The organism is Bradyrhizobium sp. USDA 4369 (assembly GCF_054056435.1).
The window spans coordinates 7,290,855-7,308,708 of the sequence record NZ_JBSRYH010000001.1 but is presented as its reverse complement, the minus strand read 5'-3'; the positions used below and the strand labels follow the sequence as shown (position 1 = coordinate 7,308,708).

At 64.5% G+C, this 17,854-nt stretch carries 16 protein-coding genes; 7 read left to right on the top strand and 9 right to left on the bottom strand.

Annotated elements, in window-relative coordinates; genetic code table 11:
- Positions 1-2: 2 nt before the first annotated feature.
- Positions 3-3,149 carry an efflux RND transporter permease subunit gene (locus ACVIJ6_RS33185; RefSeq protein ID WP_456776165.1) on the bottom strand — a complete coding sequence of 1,049 codons (3,147 nt, stop codon included), beginning with the start codon at positions 3,147-3,149 and terminating at the stop codon, positions 3-5.
- Positions 3,146-4,315: an efflux RND transporter periplasmic adaptor subunit gene (locus tag ACVIJ6_RS33180; RefSeq protein WP_456776164.1), complete on the bottom strand. Its 1,170-nt coding sequence runs from the start codon at positions 4,313-4,315 to the stop codon at positions 3,146-3,148. Before ACVIJ6_RS33180 ends, ACVIJ6_RS33185 begins: the two co-directional genes overlap by 4 nt.
- Positions 4,316-4,473: 158 nt before the next feature.
- Between ACVIJ6_RS33180 and ACVIJ6_RS33175 the strand changes: the two genes are divergently transcribed.
- The 7 genes from ACVIJ6_RS33175 to ACVIJ6_RS33145 all read left to right on the top strand — a co-directional run bounded on the left by ACVIJ6_RS33175 (position 4,474) and on the right by ACVIJ6_RS33145 (position 11,189).
- Positions 4,474-4,935, top strand: a complete 462-nt coding sequence (locus ACVIJ6_RS33175) for a MarR family winged helix-turn-helix transcriptional regulator (RefSeq protein WP_456776163.1) — start codon at positions 4,474-4,476, stop codon at positions 4,933-4,935.
- 402 nt (positions 4,936-5,337) lie between these two features.
- Entirely contained in the window at positions 5,338-5,598 is a 261-nt protein-coding gene (locus ACVIJ6_RS33170; protein ID WP_456776162.1) for a hypothetical protein, read from the top strand.
- Positions 5,599-5,850: 252 nt separating this feature from the next.
- Complete coding sequence (locus ACVIJ6_RS33165) at positions 5,851-8,268, top strand: TonB-dependent receptor (protein WP_456776161.1); 2,418 nt, start codon at positions 5,851-5,853, stop codon at positions 8,266-8,268.
- 2 nt (positions 8,269-8,270) lie between these two features.
- Positions 8,271-8,960 (top strand): Fe2+-dependent dioxygenase, encoded by a 690-nt coding sequence (locus tag ACVIJ6_RS33160; protein WP_012043644.1) that lies wholly within the window; start codon positions 8,271-8,273, stop codon positions 8,958-8,960.
- Positions 8,961-8,979: 19 nt separating this feature from the next.
- On the top strand, positions 8,980-9,921 hold the full coding sequence (gene exbB, locus ACVIJ6_RS33155) for a tonB-system energizer ExbB (RefSeq protein WP_456776160.1): 942 nt from the start codon (positions 8,980-8,982) through the stop codon (positions 9,919-9,921).
- 6 nt (positions 9,922-9,927) lie between these two features.
- Entirely contained in the window at positions 9,928-10,386 is a 459-nt protein-coding gene (exbD, locus tag ACVIJ6_RS33150) for a TonB system transport protein ExbD (RefSeq protein WP_456776159.1), read from the top strand.
- Positions 10,387-10,400: 14 nt separating this feature from the next.
- Positions 10,401-11,189: a cell envelope integrity protein TolA gene (locus ACVIJ6_RS33145; protein ID WP_456776158.1), complete on the top strand. Its 789-nt coding sequence runs from the start codon at positions 10,401-10,403 to the stop codon at positions 11,187-11,189.
- A 39-nt stretch (positions 11,190-11,228) separates the two neighbouring features.
- Here the strand turns inward: ACVIJ6_RS33145 and ACVIJ6_RS33140 are convergent, their stop codons facing one another.
- The 7 genes from ACVIJ6_RS33140 to gntR all read right to left on the bottom strand — a co-directional run bounded on the left by ACVIJ6_RS33140 (position 11,229) and on the right by gntR (position 17,751).
- On the bottom strand, positions 11,229-11,633 hold the full coding sequence (locus ACVIJ6_RS33140; protein WP_456777137.1) for a hypothetical protein: 405 nt from the start codon (positions 11,631-11,633) through the stop codon (positions 11,229-11,231).
- 58 nt (positions 11,634-11,691) lie between these two features.
- Complete coding sequence (locus ACVIJ6_RS33135; protein ID WP_456776157.1) at positions 11,692-12,372, bottom strand: site-2 protease family protein; 681 nt, start codon at positions 12,370-12,372, stop codon at positions 11,692-11,694.
- A 54-nt stretch (positions 12,373-12,426) separates the two neighbouring features.
- Positions 12,427-12,816 (bottom strand): GFA family protein, encoded by a 390-nt coding sequence (locus ACVIJ6_RS33130; protein ID WP_456776156.1) that lies wholly within the window; start codon positions 12,814-12,816, stop codon positions 12,427-12,429.
- 129 nt (positions 12,817-12,945) lie between these two features.
- Positions 12,946-13,692 carry an SDR family NAD(P)-dependent oxidoreductase gene (locus ACVIJ6_RS33125; RefSeq protein ID WP_456776155.1) on the bottom strand — a complete coding sequence of 249 codons (747 nt, stop codon included), beginning with the start codon at positions 13,690-13,692 and terminating at the stop codon, positions 12,946-12,948.
- 128 nt (positions 13,693-13,820) lie between these two features.
- Complete coding sequence (locus tag ACVIJ6_RS33120) at positions 13,821-14,555, bottom strand: SDR family oxidoreductase (RefSeq protein WP_456776154.1); 735 nt, start codon at positions 14,553-14,555, stop codon at positions 13,821-13,823.
- A 122-nt stretch (positions 14,556-14,677) separates the two neighbouring features.
- A complete protein-coding gene (locus ACVIJ6_RS33115; protein WP_456776153.1) occupies positions 14,678-16,501 on the bottom strand; it encodes an IlvD/Edd family dehydratase in 1,824 nt (607 codons plus the stop codon).
- 179 nt (positions 16,502-16,680) lie between these two features.
- The gene (gene gntR, locus ACVIJ6_RS33110) at positions 16,681-17,751 is read right to left on the bottom strand and encodes an HTH-type transcriptional regulator GntR (protein ID WP_456776152.1); all 1,071 of its coding nucleotides are present in this window, start codon (positions 17,749-17,751) and stop codon (positions 16,681-16,683) included.
- Between the last annotated feature and the right edge of the window lie 103 nt (positions 17,752-17,854).

The window sequence follows — 17,854 nt, the reverse complement described above, 5'->3', positions numbered from 1 at the left end:
GATTATTCCGCCGCTTCCTTGACCGGGCCGGCCGCCGCGGCATCCGGCTCGTGGTCGATATGCGTGCGGCCCCAGCGGGCGAAGGCGTTGTTGACCTTGTCGAGATACAGATAGACGACCGGCGTCGTGAACAGGGTCAGCATCTGGCTGACGATCAGGCCGCCGACCATCGCATAGCCGAGCGGCTGCCGGATCTCCGAGCCGGTGCCGTTACCGAGCATCAGGGGCACGCCGCCGAGCAGCGCGGCCATCGTCGTCATCATGATCGGACGGAAGCGGAGCAGGGCGGCCTGGCGGATCGACTGCTCTGGCGGCAGATGCTGGTCGCGCTCGGCGGCGATCGCGAAGTCGACCATCATGATGCCGTTCTTCTTCACGATGCCGATCAGCAGAATGACGCCGATCAGGGCGATCAGGCTGAAATCGTAGCCGAACGCCATCAGGATCGCGAGCGCGCCGACGCCGGCCGAGGGCAGGGTCGACAGGATCGTGATCGGATGGATGTAGCTCTCGTAGAGGATGCCGAGGATCAGATAGACGACGACGAGCGCCGCGAGGATCAGAAGCGGCACGGTCGACAGCGACTGCTGGAAGGCCTGCGCGGTGCCCTGGAAGCTCGAGTTCAACGTCGAGGGCGCGCCGAGCTCGACCATCGCGCGCTGCACCGCGTCGGTCGCCTGGCCAAGCGCCACGCCCTGGGCGAGATTGAAGCTGATCGTGATCGACGGGAACTGGCCCTGATGGCTGATCGACAGCGGCCTGACCGGCGCGGTGGTCCAGCTGGCGAAGGTCGAGAGCGGCACCTGGTCGCCGGTGGTCGGCGATTTCACATACAGCTTGTTCAGCGTATCGAGATTGCCCTGCAGCTCCGGCAGGATCTCCAGGATCACGCGGTAGGAGTTGAGCTGGGTGAAGTACTGCGCCACCTGACGCTGCCCAAACGCATCATAGAGCGTATCGTCGATCAGCTGCGGCGTGATGCCGTAGCGCGAGGCGGTGTCGCGGTTGATCGCGAGCTGCACGGTGGTGCCGTCGGCCTGCTGGTCGGTGGCGACGTCGCGCAGTTGCGGCAGCGAGCGCATCTTCTCCAGGATTTTCGGCGCCCATTCGTTGAGCTCAGCGAGGTTCGGGTCCTGCAAGGTGAACTCGAATTGGGTACGGGACGGCCGGCCGCCGAGCCGGATGTCCTGTGCCGCCTGCATATAGAGCCGCGCGCCCTCGACCTTCTCGAGCTGCGGCCGGAGGCGGGCGATGATCTGCTGGGCCGTCGCGTCGCGCTCCTCGCGCGGCTTCAGGGTGATGAACATGTTGCCATTGTTGCCGGCGCGGCCGGAACCGCCGATGTTCATCGCGAGGCTGGCGACGTCATGATCGGCCATCACGATCTTGGCGAGCGCCTCCTGGCGCGACTGCATCGCCTTGAACGAGATGTCCTGCGAGGCTTCCGAGGTGGCGGTGATCAGGCCGACGTCCTGCTGCGGGAAGAAGCCCTTCGGGATCAGGATGAACAGATACACCGAGAGCCCGAGCGTGGCGAAGAACACCATCAAGGTCGCAAAGCGCCAGCGCAGCGCCAGGTCGAGGCCCTTCTCATAGGCGCGCAGCATCGCGTCGAACGCGGCCTCGCTCCATTGATAGAACTTGCCGTGCTGCGTGGCGTGCTCGTTGCGCAGGAAGCGCGAGGCCATCATCGGCGTGAGCGTCAGCGATACGAACATCGAGACGAAGATGGTCATGGCCAGCACGACCGCGAATTCGCGGAACAGGCGGCCGATGATGCCGCCCATCAGCAGCAGCGGGATCAGCACCGCGACCAGCGAGATCGAGATCGAGACGATGGTGAAGCCGATCTCCTTGGCGCCCTTGTAGGCGGCGGCCATCGGCGTCTCGCCCTCCTCGACATAGCGCGAGATGTTCTCGAGCATGACGATGGCGTCGTCGACCACGAAGCCCACCGCAATGGTCAGCGCCATCAGCGACAGGTTATCGAGGGTATAGCCGACCCCCCACATCATGGCGCAGGCGCCGAGCAGCGCCAGCGGCACCGTGATGGTCGGGATCACGGTGGCCCAGAAGCTGCGCAGGAAGATGAAGATCACCATCACGACCAGGAAGATGGTCAGGATCAGGGTGAACTGGACGTCCTCGACTGCTGCGCGGATCGTGGTGGTGCGGTCGGAGATGACGTCGATCTTGATCGCCGGCGGGATCGCCGCGACCAGCCGCGGCAGCAGCCCCTTGATGCGGTCGACGGTCTCGATGACGTTGGCACCGGGCTGCTTGAAGATCACCAGGAACACGCCGCGCTGGCCGTTGGCCCAGGCCGCCTGCTTGGCGTCCTCGGCCGCGGACACTGCCTGTCCGATGTCGCGGATCCGCAGCGGGCCGCCATTGCGGTAGGCGATGATGACGTCGTTCCAGTCCTTCGAGTCGGTCAACTGGTCGTTGGCGTAGATGGTGTAGGCGCGCCGCTCCCCGTCGATATTGCCCTTGGGGGCGTCCACCGTGGTGATCGCGATCTGGCTGCGCACGTCCTCGAGCGACAGGCCCTTGGCGACCAGCTTGGCCGGGTCGATCTGGATGCGGATCGACGGCTTCTGCTGACCGCCGATGATGACCTGGGCGACACCCGAGATCTGGCTGATCTGCTGGGCGAGGCCGGCGTCGACCGCATCGCTGACGGTGGTCAGCGGCAGCGTCTCCGAGGTCGCCGACAAGAGCAGGATCGGGGAGTCCGCCGGATTGACCTTGCGATAGGTCGGTGGCGACGGCAGGTTCTTCGGCAACTGGCCTGAGGCGGCGTTGATCGCGCCCTGGACGTCGTTGGCGGCGCCGTCGATGTTGCGGTTGAGGTCGAACTGGATCGTGATCGCAGCGGTGCCCAGGTAGCTGGTCGAGGTCATCTGGGCGATGCCGGGGATCTGCGCGAACTGCCGCTCCAGCGGCTGGGCGACCGAGGTCGCCATGGTCTCGGGGCTGCCGCCCGGCAAATTGGCGGTGACCTGGATGGTCGGGAAGTCAACCTGCGGCAGCGGCGCGACCGGCAGCAGCGGATAGGCGACGAGTCCAATGAACAGGATGCCCGCCATCAGCAGCGAGGTGCCGATGGGGTATTTGATGAAGGGTGCCGAAATGCCGCCGCCGTTCATTCCTGCCGGACCTTAGCTGGTGCCTGCTCCGAGCTGGCCACCGCAGTGGTCACGACCGAGCCTGGCTGCACTTTGAACTGACCGCCGGTGATCACCTGCTGGCCGGGGTTCAGCCCCTCCTCGATGACCGTGCGACCATCGATCGACGCGCCGACCTTCACCTTGCGCAGCTCGGCCTTGTTGTCCGGGCTCACCGTGTACGAATACAGCCCGCTAGTGGAATGCTGGACCGCGTCATCGGGGACCACCGTCGCATCCTTGAGCGTCCGCACCAGCAGTCGCGTGGACACTGATTGACCCGGCCACAGCGCGTGGTCCTTGTTGTCGAACACCGCTTTGAGCCGGATCGTTCCACTTGACGTGTCGACCTGGTTGTTCACGACCATCAGCTTGCCCTCGGCGAGCTGCTTCTTGCCGTCGGTGGTGAACGCGATCACCTTCAAGGGCGCGATCTTCTGCGCCTCGTTGATGTAGGGCAGCTCCCCTTCGGGCGCGGTAAAGATCACTGCAATCGGCTCGATCTGCGCGATCGAGACGATGCCGGTTTGGCTCGAGGCGTTGACGATGTTGCCGATATCGACCTGGCGCAGGCCGGCGACGCCGGAGATAGGCGCCTTGACCTGGGTGTAGCTGAGCTGGGTCTGGGCATTGGCGATCGCAGCTTCGTCAGCCGAGATCTGGGCGGTGAGCTGCGCCACGGTGGCGCGCTGGGTATCGGTCTGCTGCCGCGTCGCGAACTCGCCGAGCTTGGTGTAGCGCTGCAGATCGAGATTGGCGTTGTTGAGATTGGCCTCGTCCTGGGCCCGCTTGGCCTTGGCCTGGTCCAATGCAGCCTGGAACGGCCGCGGATCGATCTCGACCAGCAAGTCGCCTTCCTTGACGAGCTGGCCCTCGGTGAACCCGATCTTGTCGATCTGGCCGTCGACGCGGGTGCGGACCTGGACGGTATTGAAACCCTGCACGGTGCCGAGGCCGGTCAGGAACACTGGAAAATCGATCTTCTCGACCGGCGCGGTCGATACCCGAACGGCCGGCGGTCGCGCCGATTTCTGCGCCGATGTCTTCTTCGCCGACTCGGCATCCTGATAGCGTTGCCAGCCATAATAGCCGGCGCCGCCGACGGCCGCGACCAGCAGGATCCAGACGATGGTTCGTGATGTCTTCATGCTGGCCCGTATGCTGAGATGAACATGATAACCGGTCTTTAAAACCAATCCCAGCGGCCCAGATATAGTATGCACGCACTTAATGTGTAAACACACGAGGGCGTGGAGAAACCTAAACAATTCGCAAGCTTTCGAGGGACCCCGAGGACCGCACGGCCATGCCGCTCGACGAAAGACGTCAGCTCGTTACGCAGCTCGTCGAAAGCTCGCGCATTCTGCGCAACTATATTGATCATCGTGCCAAGCAGCGCGGCACGACGCGCGCACAATGGGTGGTGCTGTTCCGGCTGCGCGCGCAAGAGGGGCTGTCTCAGGTCGATCTTGCGGATGTGCTGGAGCTGCAGCCGATTTCGCTGGTGCGCCTGTTGGACCGTCTGGTCGAGCAGGGGCTTCTGGAACGGCGGCACGATCCCAAGGATCGGCGTGCGAATCGCGTCTATCTGACCGCCGCCGGCCGCAAGCTCGTCGACGATCTCGACGGTTTGCGCGATTCCATTGCGGCTGACGTGCTGCACGGCATCCCCGACGAGGCCGTCGCGACCAGCCTCGCCACGTTGCGAGAGCTCAAGGAGCGGATCAAATTGCTCTCGGACATCGGCGCGGGAGCCGCCGCCAAATAGCTGAGCTGCGCCGGCCGTCCCGATCTTGAGTTGCCGCGTGCCGCAACAACATCCTGTGTGCGAAGCGCGCTTTGGCCTGCGATGAGGCGCCGGCATCCGACCGGCCTCGCGCTCCTCCGCTCGGGCCAAACTGGCTGCGACGATGCGATCGCTGATCCCCGACGGATGCCCGGCGTCGTAGATCCGCACCCGGCCGCCCGTCTCGTGCGGTGTCTGCCGTCGCCCTTGCGCGCCTCCGACCTATTATCGCCGTCTTGTCCCGCCCGATGGGAGCTGATTAGAAGCGGAACACTCCGGCGGCCGTCGCGGCGCCGTCGGGACAGATTTCAACCAGAGCAGGGCTTGCGTCGTCCGGACATCCGACGATGCACCATGCAACGACAACCGGATGTGGAGCTGACGATGGAAGAGTTGAACGGGAAGATGCTCGCGTGCCAGATCCTGGTCACGGGGCTGATCGCGCGGGTTGCCAACGAGCAGCGCGATCCCCTGCGTTTTCTCACCGATTTTCGCGACGAGATCAGGGCCGTCGTCAAGGGCGTGCGGATCGCGGGCATCGATGATTCCGAGCGCGTGCGCGAGATCGCGGTGCAGACCGTCGACGAGCTGTTCTCGCTGATGAAGCCGCCGAGCAGCGACGAATCGGCGGGACCTGCGACCTGATGCGCGGACATGCAGGATCAGAGATCTCCTGACAGCGCGAGTCTCCTTGCGCTGTTTTAGAACGATTTCAAGTTCCGTCCTGTTGTTAGTTTGGCTTTTTAGAATTGTTTTGATCTGGAACTATTCAAGGCCAGATTAGGGCTCCTCAAATTGACCCTCTGAAACGCGCCCGATACCAACGACACATTGTCGCAACGCGAATGATCCGCGTTCGCGATGTGAATGAAGAAATTTGGGGCGCGTGAAAACAATATGGGACAGGTGAGAGCACCGCGTTCGCTGCGGGCGGGCGCAGCGATGAAGTTCATTGACGGACGGGGAGAGGGGCCGTTCATCACCAGAGTATCGGCCGTTGCTGGGTTGATGGCGGTGGCGTCGGTGTCGTCGGCCGAGGCGCAGCCCGCATCCGATCTGCCGCCAGTCAACGTCGATGCGCCGATCGCGCGCGCCAAGCCGACCGCCTCCAAGCCGACCGCCGAGCAGGTTCGCGCGCGCAATGCCCTGCGCCGCGCGGCGCGTCAGCAGGGCGCGCAGCAGGCGGCCGTGGCGTTCCCGAACGCCGGCGGGCTCGCCGCGCCCGATGCCAACCCCTATGCGGACGCGGCTGAGCCCTACAAGGTCAACCGCGTCCAGGCGTCGGGCAAGTTTCCCGAACCGCTCCTCAACACGCCGAAGACCATCACGGTGATGAGCAAGGAAGTGCTGCAGGACAAGCACGTCACCGCGCTGAAGGAGATCGGCCGCTCCACCGCCGGCGTCACGCTGGGCTCGGGCGAGGGCGGCAACGCGTTCGGCGACCGCTTCTTCATCCGCGGCTTCGATGCCCGCAACGACGTCTTCATCGACGGCATCCGCGATCCCGCGGTGTCGATTCGCGAGAACTTCTTCACCGAGCAGATCGAGATCCTGCGCGGCCCGGCCTCGTCATACGCGGGGCGCGGCACAGCCGGCGGCGCGATCAACATCGTCACCAAGCAGGCCGGCGACACCAACTTCAAGCGGATGGACACCGAGTTCGGCACCGACCAGCAGAAGCGCGTGACGCTCGACGTCAACCAGACGATCTCGCCGACCTTCTCGGTACGCACCGGCGGCCTGTTCCAGGACTCCAACGTCGCGGGCCGCAACTACGTCACCGACGATCGCTGGGGCGCCTTCCTCTCGACCAAATGGACCCCGATCGACGATCTCAAGATCACGACGAACTACGTCCACACCGATCTTTCCGGCTATCCCGATTTCGGCGTGCCCTATTACAAGCAGGGCAATGTGCCGGTGACCTCGGCCGGCATTCCGCGCGGCACCTGGTACGGCTTCCTCAACCGCGACTTCCAGACGGCACGGCAGGATTTCGGCACCGGCACAGTTGAATACAAGGTCAACGACGCCATCACCCTGAGCAGCAAGATCCGTGGCGAGCACTCGCTGCTCAACTATATCGGCACGCTGCCACAGAACCCGAACACGACCAGCGCGAATCCGTTGCTCTGGACGACCACGGCGAGCGCGCAGAGTCGCTATCAGACCGTCGACGTCTGGGCCAACCAGAACGACGCGACGTTCAAGCTCGATACCGGCGGTATCAAGCACACCGCGGTGCTCGGCACCGAGTTCTCCAACGAGAATATCTCGATCGATCGCTATACCGGCCTGTCGTCCGAATTGTTCGGTGGCGGCTCGACCAGCACGGGCGCAGTCACCGGCGTCAACGTCTACTCGCCGCAATACACGAACATCCCGTTCAGCATCACGCCTTCGCTGGTCGGCAATCCCACCCGCTACGGGGTCAACACCAACAGTGTCTATGTGATGGACACGGCGAACTGGCGGGACACGCTCATCCTGAACGGCGGCGTGCGCTATGACGGCTACAATATGAGCTCGTCGACCAATTCGCCAAAATACCTCAAGATGAATGCTGACCTGGTCAACTACAATGTCGGCCTGGTGTATAAGCCGATGCCGATCGGTAGCCTCTATGCGGCCTATGCGACCTCGGCCAATCCGTTCGGCTCCGAGCTCGACGCCACCGGCACCGATTATGGCGGTGTGCCGGCCAATACCGCGATCCTGCTCGGGCCGGAGCGCAACAAGGCGGCCGAGCTCGGCACCAAATGGGAGCTCGTCGATCGTCATCTGCTGGTCTCGGCGGCGCTGTTCCAGACCACCAAGGACAATGCCCGCGAGACCGTCAACGGCCTGCTCACCTCGGGCGCGGCCTACCGTATCCAGGGCATCGACATCGAGGCGGAAGGCAAGCTTACCGATCGCTGGAGCATCTTCGGCGGCCTGGTGCTGATGCAGTCGAAGGTCACGCAGAGCGGCGTCGCCTCGAATATCGGCCTGCAACTCGCCAACATCGCGCACCAGTCCTTCAGCATGCTATCGAAATACAAGCTCGACAGCGGCTGGGAGATCGGCGGCCAGGCGGTCTACCGCTCCAAGGTCTATGGCGGCACCTTCGCGGCCAACACTGGCAACGAGCTGCCGAGCTACTGGCGCTTCGACGCCTTCGTCGAGAAGCAGATCGACAAGAACTGGACGATGAAGCTCTACGCGCAGAACCTGACCAACAAGCTGTATTACGACACGCTGTATCGGAGCGCGGTGCCGTTCGTCGCCGTCGCGCCGGGCCGCGCCTTCTACATCATCACGACTGCGAAGTTCTGATCATGTTGATCTGCATCCCCGACGTTCTGTCCAAGGACGAGGTCGCCGAGTTCCGCCGCATCATGGATGCGGCGGAGTGGGAGGACGGCCGGTCGACGGCCGGGGCGCAATCGGCCATGGTCAAGCGCAACGAGCAGTTGCCGCCCGACGGCGAGGCGGCGCGGATGCTGGGCCAGCGCATCATCACGGCGCTGACCAGGAATCCGCGCTTCCTCTCGGCGGCGGTCCCGCTGCAGATCTTTCCGCCCTTGTTCAATCGCTATACGGCCTCGCGTGGCGACCATTTCGGCATCCATGTCGACAATGCCGTGCGCGGCGATCCGTTGACGGGGCTGCGCATCCGCACCGACCTGTCAATGACCTTGTTCCTGGCCGAGCCCGACACCTATGACGGTGGCGAACTCGTGATCGAGGACACTTACGGCTCGCACGAAGTCAAGTTGCCGGCCGGGCACGCGGTGCTGTATCCGTCATCGAGCCTTCACATGGTCACGCCGGTGACGCGCGGCGCCCGGGTCGCCTCTTTTTTCTGGATGCAGAGCATGATACGGGATGCCCACGTCCGGAGCATGATCTTCGATCTGGACACGGCGATCCAGAGTTTGACGGAACGCCTCGGGAGGGACGATCCCGATGCGGTCAAGCTCACCGGCATCTACCACAATCTGATCCGGCAATGGGCCGAGGTTTAGCGGGCCGAGATATCAAGATATGATGACATCGTTCCTCGTTAGGTTTGCAATCGTCCTGTCATTTCTGACTGTGTCAGCCGTGGCGCCCGCGGGCGCCCAGCAGGTCACCCAGGCCCCGGCGGCATCGACCGATGTGTCTGTCCAGGCGCCGGCCGCGCCACAGCCGGCCGCGTTGCAGGCGGCCACGGCGCCGTCCGCCACGCCGGCGACCGGCGAGGGCGCGCGGGGTGGTAAGGCGGTTGCCACCGGTCTCGACGAGTTGTCGCCCTGGGGCATGTTCCTCAAGGCCGACATTGTCGTCAAAGCGGTCATGATCGCGCTGGCGCTGGCGTCGGTCGCGAGCTGGACCATCCTGATCGCGAAAAGCATCGAATTCTCCGTCCTGCGCCGCAAGCTCGGCGGCGCCCTGCGCAAGCTCACGGCGGCGAAGTCGCTGGCCGAGGCGCAGCTTGCGCTTGGCAATGGCAGGAACGTCGCCGCGGTGCTGCTTCAGGCGGCGCTGACCGAGGCGCGGCTGTCGGCCGGGCTCGGCAGCGACGAGGGCATCAAGGAGCGGGCGGCCTCCAGCTTCGCCGAGATCGTCCGCGCCGAGGGGCGGCGTGTGCGCACCGGCATGGGGCTGCTCGCGACCGTCGGTGCGATCTCGCCCTTCGTCGGTCTGTTCGGCACCGTCTGGGGCATCATGAACAGTTTCATCGGCATTTCCAAATCGCAGACCACCAACCTCGCGGTGGTCGCGCCGGGCATTGCCGAGGCGCTGCTGGCGACCGCGATCGGCCTTGCCGCCGCGATTCCCGCCGTCATCATCTACAATCACTTTTCGCGCGTCACGAAGGGCTATCTCGAGCTGGTCAGTCGTGCTTCGGGTGCTGCCGGGCGGCTTTTGTCCCGCGATCTCGATCGCGACTCCCGCGATCTCGATCGCAGCCACATCAGCGTCCACGCGCGCGCGGCGGAGTAGCAGGCGATGGCCGTCTCGCTCTCCGAAGGCGATCTCGACGACGATTTCGACGAGACCCACGACATCAACGTGACGCCGTTCATCGATGTCATCCTGGTGCTGCTCATCATCTTCATGGTGGCGGCGCCGCTGTCGACCGTCGACCTGCCGATCGACCTGCCGTCGTCGAGCGCACAGCCGCAGAAGAAGCCGGACAAACCGACTTATGTGTCGATCAAGCCGGATCTCGGCCTTGCGATCGGAGAAAATCTCGTCAAGCGGGTCGATCTCGTGCGTGAGCTCGATGCCATGCCGGACGCGAGCAAGGACCGTGCGATCTTCCTGCGCGCCGACAAGCAGGTGCCCTATGGCGAGCTGATGGGGGTGCTGGAGCTGCTGCGGGCCGGCGGCTACACCAAGATCAAGCTGGTGGCCTTGGAAGCGCCACCGGCCGCGGCGGGCCTGCCGCCCGCGACCCAGCCCTGACGGCGGCGTTTGCGATGAGCGACCTCGACACTGGACATTCCAACTCGCACCGAATGTGGATGCTGGCGGCTGTTGCCGCCGTGGCGCTGCATCTGGGGGGCGCCGCGCTGGCGCTGACCAGTTTCAAGGACGACGAGGATGTGGGCGGCCTCGGCGCGGCGGGCGCGGAGGTCATCGACATCGACATCGGCTCGCCGAAGGTCGAAAATGACGAGGTGCCGGTCGGACAGGATGCGCCGGAACAGGCGGCTGCTCCTCAACTCCAGGAGCAAAAGTCCGAGGTCGAGCAGACCGACCTGCAGAAGGCTGTGCCGACCACGACCGAAGAAGCCGATCGCCAGGTCACCACCTCCGATGTGAAGAAGCCGACCGAGGAGCAGAAGGTCGCGACGATCCAGACGGAAGCGTCGGAGGCGCAGGAAGCCTCGCAGGAGAGCGCGCGCAGGGCCCTGGACGACAAGGCGCCGGAAGCCGAGAAGACGAAGGCCCCCAATGTCGGGATCGGCAAGGATCGCGACAGGCTCACGGCCAATTGGGGCCGCAAGATCAGCGCCTATTTCGAGCTGCACAAGAAGTATCCGGCCGGGAAAAAGAGCGCGGCGCAGCTCAAGCTCTCGGTCTTGCTCAATCGGCAGGGTCACGTCGTGACCGTCGATGTAAAGGAATCGTCCGGGGATCCCGAGTTCGATCAGGCGGCCATCGCGATGGTTCGTCGCTCCGACCCCCTGCCGCGTCCGCCGGCCTCACTGACCGACGACGAGTTTCCGTTCACTTTGCCGGTGAAATTCAACCCGCCGAAATGAGCTGGCCGGCTTGAATGAGCTGGTCGGCTTGGCCGGCTGCTACGGCCAGTACAGTTTGATCCCGACAAACAGGACGCAAAGCGCGACGAAGATCAGCGCCACCGGCATCTTTCGCGGCGTGGACCGACCGGTCTGCGTCGCCTTTGGCTTGGGCGGGAGCCTGCGGAACGCGGTCACGTTGTCGGTGACGGGCTCGGCCTTGACCGGTTTCACCTCCGGCGGCGCGCCGCCGCCGCCCATCTCGGCATAATAGGCCTTGTACATCTCGCGGATGGTGGCCTCGGTCGCCTCGTGCTCCGACATCTCGTTGAGGCGAGTCTTGTAGCTCGCCAGGAATTCCTGCGCAGCCGGCGGCAGGCCGGAGGCGCCGTTCAGCTTTGCGATCATCTTCCAGGTCGCGAAATCGGCGCGGGCGCGCGTGTCGGCACGGCGCGCAATCATCATGTCAGCGGCTTTGACCAAGATTGCCTCGGAGCTCGTTTACCATCCCTGATGCGGAGACTTATGCATTACCCGTCAATAACAGAAGCAGCTGCTTGAGAGAATCGGTCGTGGCGCGGAGCAGCCCTGACACAAGATCAAGATTAAGACCGAACTGGGAGCCCGCGAGCGGCAGCAGGATCAGGAAACCGATCAGAATCAGCATGCCATACGGCTCCAGACGGGCAAACGGCCGCGCCAGCACCGCTGGCAGCAGGCCGACCGCCACCCGACCGCCATCGAGCGGCGGTATCGGGAGCATATTGAACACGGCAAGCAGAATGTTGAATGAAAAGGCATTGAGCAGATTATGGGCAACCCATTGCGCGCCGGCCGCCGGGACCAGCGGCAGCAGGTGGAATGCCAGCGCCGCGGCCAGCGCCAGCGCGATATTGGTCGCCGGACCGGCCAGTGCGACCATGACCATGCCGGCGCGCAGCGGCTGCAGGTGGCGGAAATTGACCGGCACCGGCTTGGCGTAGCCAAACAGGAAGGGCGAGCCGGAAAGCAGCAGCATCCCCGGCAGCAGAATCGTCCCGAACGGATCGATGTGCTTTAGCGGGTTGAAGCTGACGCGACCTTGTCGCAACGCGGTTTCGTCGCCGAAGCGCCATGCCACGAAGGCGTGGGCGGCCTCATGAAAGGTGATGGCGACGATGATCGGCAGGATCCAGACGGAGACGCCGTAGAGGGAGATGTTCAACGAGAGGGTTCCGGAGCGGATTTCCCCTTAGATAGGGATTGCGGTTCCCCGATGCTACGCAGGATTTTCCGGAAATTGCGGCAGGCCGTCATTGAGCGAGACCCAGCCGATCTTGGCCGATACCCAGATGTGCTCCGTGGGCGTGAAGACATTGGGATCGTCGAAGCAGGCCAGCGCGACCCCGACCACCGGGCGGGTGTTGCGCCAGGAGAACAGCCGGGTGCCGCAACGCGGGCAGAACATCCGGTCGAGCGCGTCAGAGGACGGGAAGCGCGCGGCCTCACCCTGGATCGTCAGCGCATCATGGGCAAACAGCGCGCGGGCGAAGAAGGGCGACCCCATCGCCTTCTGGCAGTTGCGGCAGTGGCAGACGCGCACATTGATCGGCTCGCCCTCGCAGGCAAAGCGCACCGCGCCGCAGAGGCAGCCGCCGTGATGGATCATCGTGAGAGCATCCTCTTACACCAATCCCCTGGACGGCCGCGCCGGCCGCAGCACGGCTGCGGCGAGTGAGCCTTCGGATCATGATCTTCGGAAGGCCTCTTCCTGGGGTTCCGGATCATGCCCGTAGCTCTAGTAAGTCGCCCGCCCGCCGGAAATGTCGAACACGGCGCCGGTCGAGAACGAGCACTCGTCCGAGGCGAGCCATGCCACCAGCGCGGCGAGCTCTTCGACCAGGACGAACCGGCCCTTCGGAATCTTCGACAGCATGAAATTGATATGCGCTTCCGTCATCTGGTCGAAGATCGCCGTCTTCGCCGCGGCCGGCGTCACCGCGTTCACCGTGATGTTCTGCTGCGCCAGCTCCTTGCCGAGCGACTTGGTCAGCGCGATCAGGCCCGCTTTCGAGGCCGAATAATGCGCGGCGTTCGGGTTGCCTTCCTTGCCGGCGATCGAGGCGATGTTGACGATGCGGCCATAGCCCTGCTTCAGCATGACCGGCACGATCGCCTTGGCGCAGATGAAGGGGCCGTCGAGATTGATGCGCAGCACTTTGCGCCATTCGTCGAGGTCGGTCTCCCACACCGTCTTGTTGACCCCGGCGATGCCGGCATTGTTGACCAGGATGTCGATGGTGCCGAACGCGGCCAGCGTGGCGTCGCGGGCCTTCTCCACCGCTGCTGGATCAGTGACGTCGACCTGCTGTGCCAGCACCTCGGGGCCGATCTCCTTAGCTGTCTTCTCCGCCAGCGCGATATCATGGTCCCAGATCGCGACCTTGGCGCCGGACGCCTTGAAGCGCTCGGTGATCGCGCGACCGAATCCTTGCGCGCCACCGGTGACGACGGCGCTGCGATGGGCGAGATCGATGTGGTTCATGGTCAAGACTCCCCGTTTCCGCCCCTCATGCTGAGGAGCGCGCAAGCCGCGTCTCGAACCATGAGGCCACCGCCGGGGCCTCATCCTTCGAGACGTCGCTTGCGCGGCTCCTCAGGAAGAGGGGATGGTCATAATGTCCAGCCGCCGTCGATCGTATGCGCCACGCCGGTCGTGAACGCGCTCTCGTCGCTGGCGAGATATACAGCGAGATGCGCGATCTCCTCGGCGGTGCCGAGCCGGCCCATCGGCTGGCGCGAGATGAACATCTCGAGCCCGTTCGGCCCGGCCGACGCGGCGCGACCGAGCATCGACGGCGTTTCGATCGTGCCCGGGCAGATGCAGTTGCAGCGGATCTTCTTGGCCACGAAATCGGCCGCGACCGAGCGCGTCAATGCCGCAACGGCGGCCTTGGTCGCGCCATAGACGTAGCGGTTCGGCGCCGCCTTGAACACGCCGGCGGCGGAGGCGATGTTGACGATGGCGCCGCCGCCCTGATCGAGCATCTTCGGCAGGAAGGCGCGAATGGTGCGATGCATCGACTTGACGTTCAGGTCGAAGGAGAAGTCCCAGTCGTCGTCGGAGCAGTCGAGGATGGTGCCGTTGTGCACGAAGCCGGCGGCATTGAGCAGGATCTCGATCTTGCCGACCCGATCGGCCATCGCATTGACCGCCGCCGTGCTGCGGACGTCGAGCGTCGCCACCTCGGCGATGCCCTCGCTCTTCAGCGTCGCAAGACCGTTCTCGTCGATGTCGGTGGCGAACACGGTCGCGCCTTGCCGCGCGAACGCTATCGCACAGGCTCGGCCGATGCCGGCAGCAGCGGCGGTGACGAAGGCGCGTTTGCCCTTGAGGCGGTCGGACATGGGTTCTCCCTGAGATGGCTTGGTGTCTCGGCGTCATTGCGAGGAGCGAAGCGACGAAGCAATCCAGAGTCTTTCACGCAGCCCTGGATTGTGTCGCTCCGCTCGCAATGACGGTGGTTCGTTCAATGATTATGCCGTGCCACGCCGACAGTGCCAGCGATATTCTGATACCGCGTGGCGAGCTCCATGCAGGCACCGGTGGCCTGCTGGCCCACGGTGTTGCGATAGAGCTCCTGCCACGGCGTCTGATTGGCGGGATACGGGAAGCCGCCCTTGGCCTTCAACTCGGCGTGGCGCTTCGCAACCTCCTCATCGGAGATCAGGATGTTGGCCGAGCCCTTGTTGAGGTCGATGCGCACCTTGTCGCCGGTCCTGAGGATCGCGAGCCCGCCATCGGCGGCCGCTTCCGGCGAGGCGTTGAGGATCGAGGGCGAGCCCGAGGTGCCGGACTGCCGGCCGTCGCCGATGCAGGGCAGGGACAGGATGCCGCGTTTGATCAGCGCGGCCGGCGGCTGCATGTTCACGACCTCGGCGCCACCGGGATAGCCGATCGGGCCGGCGCCGCGGATGAACAGCACGCAGTGCTCATCGATGGCGAGCGCGGGATCGTCGATGCGGTCGTGGTAGTCCTCCGGCCCCTCGAACACGATGGCGCGGCCCTCGAAGGCATTCGGGTCCTTCGGATTGCTGAGATAGCGGTCGCGGAATTCCTTGGAGATCACGCTGGTCTTCATGATCGCGGAATCGAACAGATTGCCGCGCAGCACCAGGAAGCCGGCGTCCTTCACCAGCGGTTTGTCGTAGGACCAGATCACGTCATTGTCCGGCTTCGGCGCTGCGCGGCAATTGTCGCCCATGCTGCGGCCGTTGACGGTGATGACGTCCTCATGGATGCGCTTGTGCCGCATCAACTCGCCGATCACGGCCGGCACGCCGCCGGCGCGGTGGAATTCCTCGCCGAGATAGAAGCCGGCCGGCTGCATGTTGACCAAGAGCGGCACGTCGTGGCCGACCTTCTGCCAGTCGTCGATGGACAGCTCGACGCCGACATGGCGCGCCAGCGCGTTGATGTGGATCGGCGCATTGGTCGAGCCGCCGATCGCGGAGTTCGCCACGATGCAGTTCTCGAACGCCTTGCGGGTGAGGATGTCCGACGGCTTCAGGTCTTCCCAGACCATGTCGACGATGCGCTTGCCCGTCTCATAGGCGATCTGGCCGCGCTCGCGATACGGCGCCGGGATCGCGGCGCAGCCTGGCAGGGACATGCCGAGCGCCTCGGCGAGCGCGTTCATGGTCGAGGCGGTGCCCATGGTGTTGCAGTGGCCGACCGACGGCGCCGACGACGCTACGATCTGCATGAACTCCTCGTAGTCGATCTCGCCGGCGGCGAGCCGCTCGCGCGATTTCCAGACCACGGTGCCGGAGCCGGTGCGCTGGCCCTCGTGCCAGCCATTCAGCATCGGCCCGCCCGACAGCACGATCGCGGGAATGTTCACGGTGGCCGCCGCCATCAGGCAGGCGGGCGTCGTCTTGTCACAGCCGGTGGTCAGCACCACGCCATCGAGCGGATAGCCGAACAGGATTTCCACAAGCCCGAGATAAGCGAGGTTGCGGTCGAGTGCCGCAGTCGGCCGCTTGCCGGTCTCCTGGATCGGGTGTGTCGGAAACTCCATCGCGATGCCGCCGGCTTCGCGGATGCCTTCGCGCACGCGATGCGCCAGCTCGATGTGGTGGCGGTTGCAGGGCGACAGGTCGTTGCCCGTTTGTGCAATGCCAATGATCGGCTTGCCTGATTGCAGTTCGGCGCGGGTCAGGCCGAAATTGAGATAGCGCTCGAGATACAGCGCCGTCATGCCCGGATTGTGTGGGTCGTTGAACCAGGCCTGCGAGCGCAGCTTGCGGTCCTTGTCAGCGCCGTTGCCGGCATGTCCGTTGGATTTTGTCATTCGCTCCTCCCGCAGTGCAACCGTGCCGGCGCCGGCCGTTGTTATGCGCGCCCCGTCCGCATGAATGTGCGTCAGCGCGCGCCTCAGTCAGTTGCGATCGGCCGGTGTCGAGATCGCCTACGTCTTTCGTTCAAGTCATTGTCGCTCGTCGTGGTTCTAGTTCAGCCTTTTTGGTTGCGCTACCATTTTGTTCCTGAGGCGCGATCTGCCGCCGGTGCGATGGCCTGGCGCTGCTGCGAGCTCTGCCGCTCCATGACCTCGAAGCCGAGATCGACAACGCGCTCGGCGACGGGGCGGCCCTCGATCTCGTCCATGATCATGGTCGCGGCCCGTAGGCCCATCTCGTAGCGATTGGTCCTCACGCTGGTCAGCGACGGAACCGCCGAGGCCATGAACTCCATGTCGTTGAAGCCGACGATCGCGATCTGCTCGGGTACCGCGATGTGCCGGCGCTGGCATTCGAACAGGACGCCGAGCGCAAGGTCGTCATTGGCGCAGAACACGGCGTCGACATCCGGTGCCCTCAACATGAGATCCGAGAACAGGTTGCCGCCCATGGTCGTTGAGGTCGGCACCGCCGTTGTGACGATCAGTCGCGGATCGAACAGGCCGGCGCTCTTCATCGCGTTCTGATAGCCCTGCAGGCGGCGCTGCACCCTTGGGTCCATGCGTGCCCCGAGAAAGCCGATGCGGCGGCAGCCCTGGGCGAGAAGGTGGGAAATCGCAGCGAAACAGGCGTCCACGTGGGAGAAACCGATCATCATGTCGATCGGATCGGGGCCGAGCTCCATGATCTGCACCACCGGGCAGTCGGCCGCCTGCACGATGGCCCGGCCTTCTGCGGTCTGGTCGACGCCGGTCACGATCATCCCGGCCGGCTTCTGCATCAGGAACAGCCGCAGCAGCCGCTCCTCCTGCAGCACGCTGTAGCGGGTGTTGGCCAGCTGGATGCTGTAGCGACTGCCTTCGAAGGCGTCATAGATGCCGCGCAGCACGTCGGAGAACACGTTGTTGGTGAGAGACGGTATCAGCACGCCGATCACTTCGGTGCGCTGCGACGCGAGGGCGCGCGCGGCAAGGTTGGGAACGTAGCCGAGATCCTTGGCGGCGCTCTCGATGCGTAACCGGCGTCCGGGCGAGACGGTGTCGGGATTACGGAAGAAGCGCGACACCGTGATCGGGCTGACGCCCGCCAGTGCCGCAACCTCGGTCAGCCGGACTTTGCCCGGCTTGATATGTTTCCGTCCCATCCGTCGCTCATAGCATAGGCGGTCTGGTACACAAGCGATATTGACAGCGCTATCACGTGGTTGCTAAGCGAAGCATTGCGAAAGAGAATTAAACTGCCGACAA

Coding starts and splice junctions, on each gene's coding strand:
- ACVIJ6_RS33145 (WP_456776158.1), top strand. CDS start 10,401: ATGAGCGACCTCGACACTGGACATTCCAACTCGCACCGAATGTGGATG.
- ACVIJ6_RS33130 (WP_456776156.1), bottom strand. CDS start 12,816: ATGATCCATCACGGCGGCTGCCTCTGCGGCGCGGTGCGCTTTGCCTGC.
- ACVIJ6_RS33125 (WP_456776155.1), bottom strand. CDS start 13,692: ATGAACCACATCGATCTCGCCCATCGCAGCGCCGTCGTCACCGGTGGC.
- ACVIJ6_RS33115 (WP_456776153.1), bottom strand. CDS start 16,501: ATGACAAAATCCAACGGACATGCCGGCAACGGCGCTGACAAGGACCGC.
- ACVIJ6_RS33180 (WP_456776164.1), bottom strand. CDS start 4,315: ATGAAGACATCACGAACCATCGTCTGGATCCTGCTGGTCGCGGCCGTC.
- exbB (WP_456776160.1), top strand. CDS start 8,980: ATGATGACATCGTTCCTCGTTAGGTTTGCAATCGTCCTGTCATTTCTG.
- ACVIJ6_RS33120 (WP_456776154.1), bottom strand. CDS start 14,555: ATGTCCGACCGCCTCAAGGGCAAACGCGCCTTCGTCACCGCCGCTGCT.
- ACVIJ6_RS33175 (WP_456776163.1), top strand. CDS start 4,474: ATGCCGCTCGACGAAAGACGTCAGCTCGTTACGCAGCTCGTCGAAAGC.
- ACVIJ6_RS33140 (WP_456777137.1), bottom strand. CDS start 11,633: ATGATGATTGCGCGCCGTGCCGACACGCGCGCCCGCGCCGATTTCGCG.
- ACVIJ6_RS33185 (WP_456776165.1), bottom strand. CDS start 3,149: ATGAACGGCGGCGGCATTTCGGCACCCTTCATCAAATACCCCATCGGC.
- ACVIJ6_RS33170 (WP_456776162.1), top strand. CDS start 5,338: ATGGAAGAGTTGAACGGGAAGATGCTCGCGTGCCAGATCCTGGTCACG.
- ACVIJ6_RS33160 (WP_012043644.1), top strand. CDS start 8,271: ATGTTGATCTGCATCCCCGACGTTCTGTCCAAGGACGAGGTCGCCGAG.
- exbD (WP_456776159.1), top strand. CDS start 9,928: ATGGCCGTCTCGCTCTCCGAAGGCGATCTCGACGACGATTTCGACGAG.
- gntR (WP_456776152.1), bottom strand. CDS start 17,751: ATGGGACGGAAACATATCAAGCCGGGCAAAGTCCGGCTGACCGAGGTT.
- ACVIJ6_RS33165 (WP_456776161.1), top strand. CDS start 5,851: ATGGGACAGGTGAGAGCACCGCGTTCGCTGCGGGCGGGCGCAGCGATG.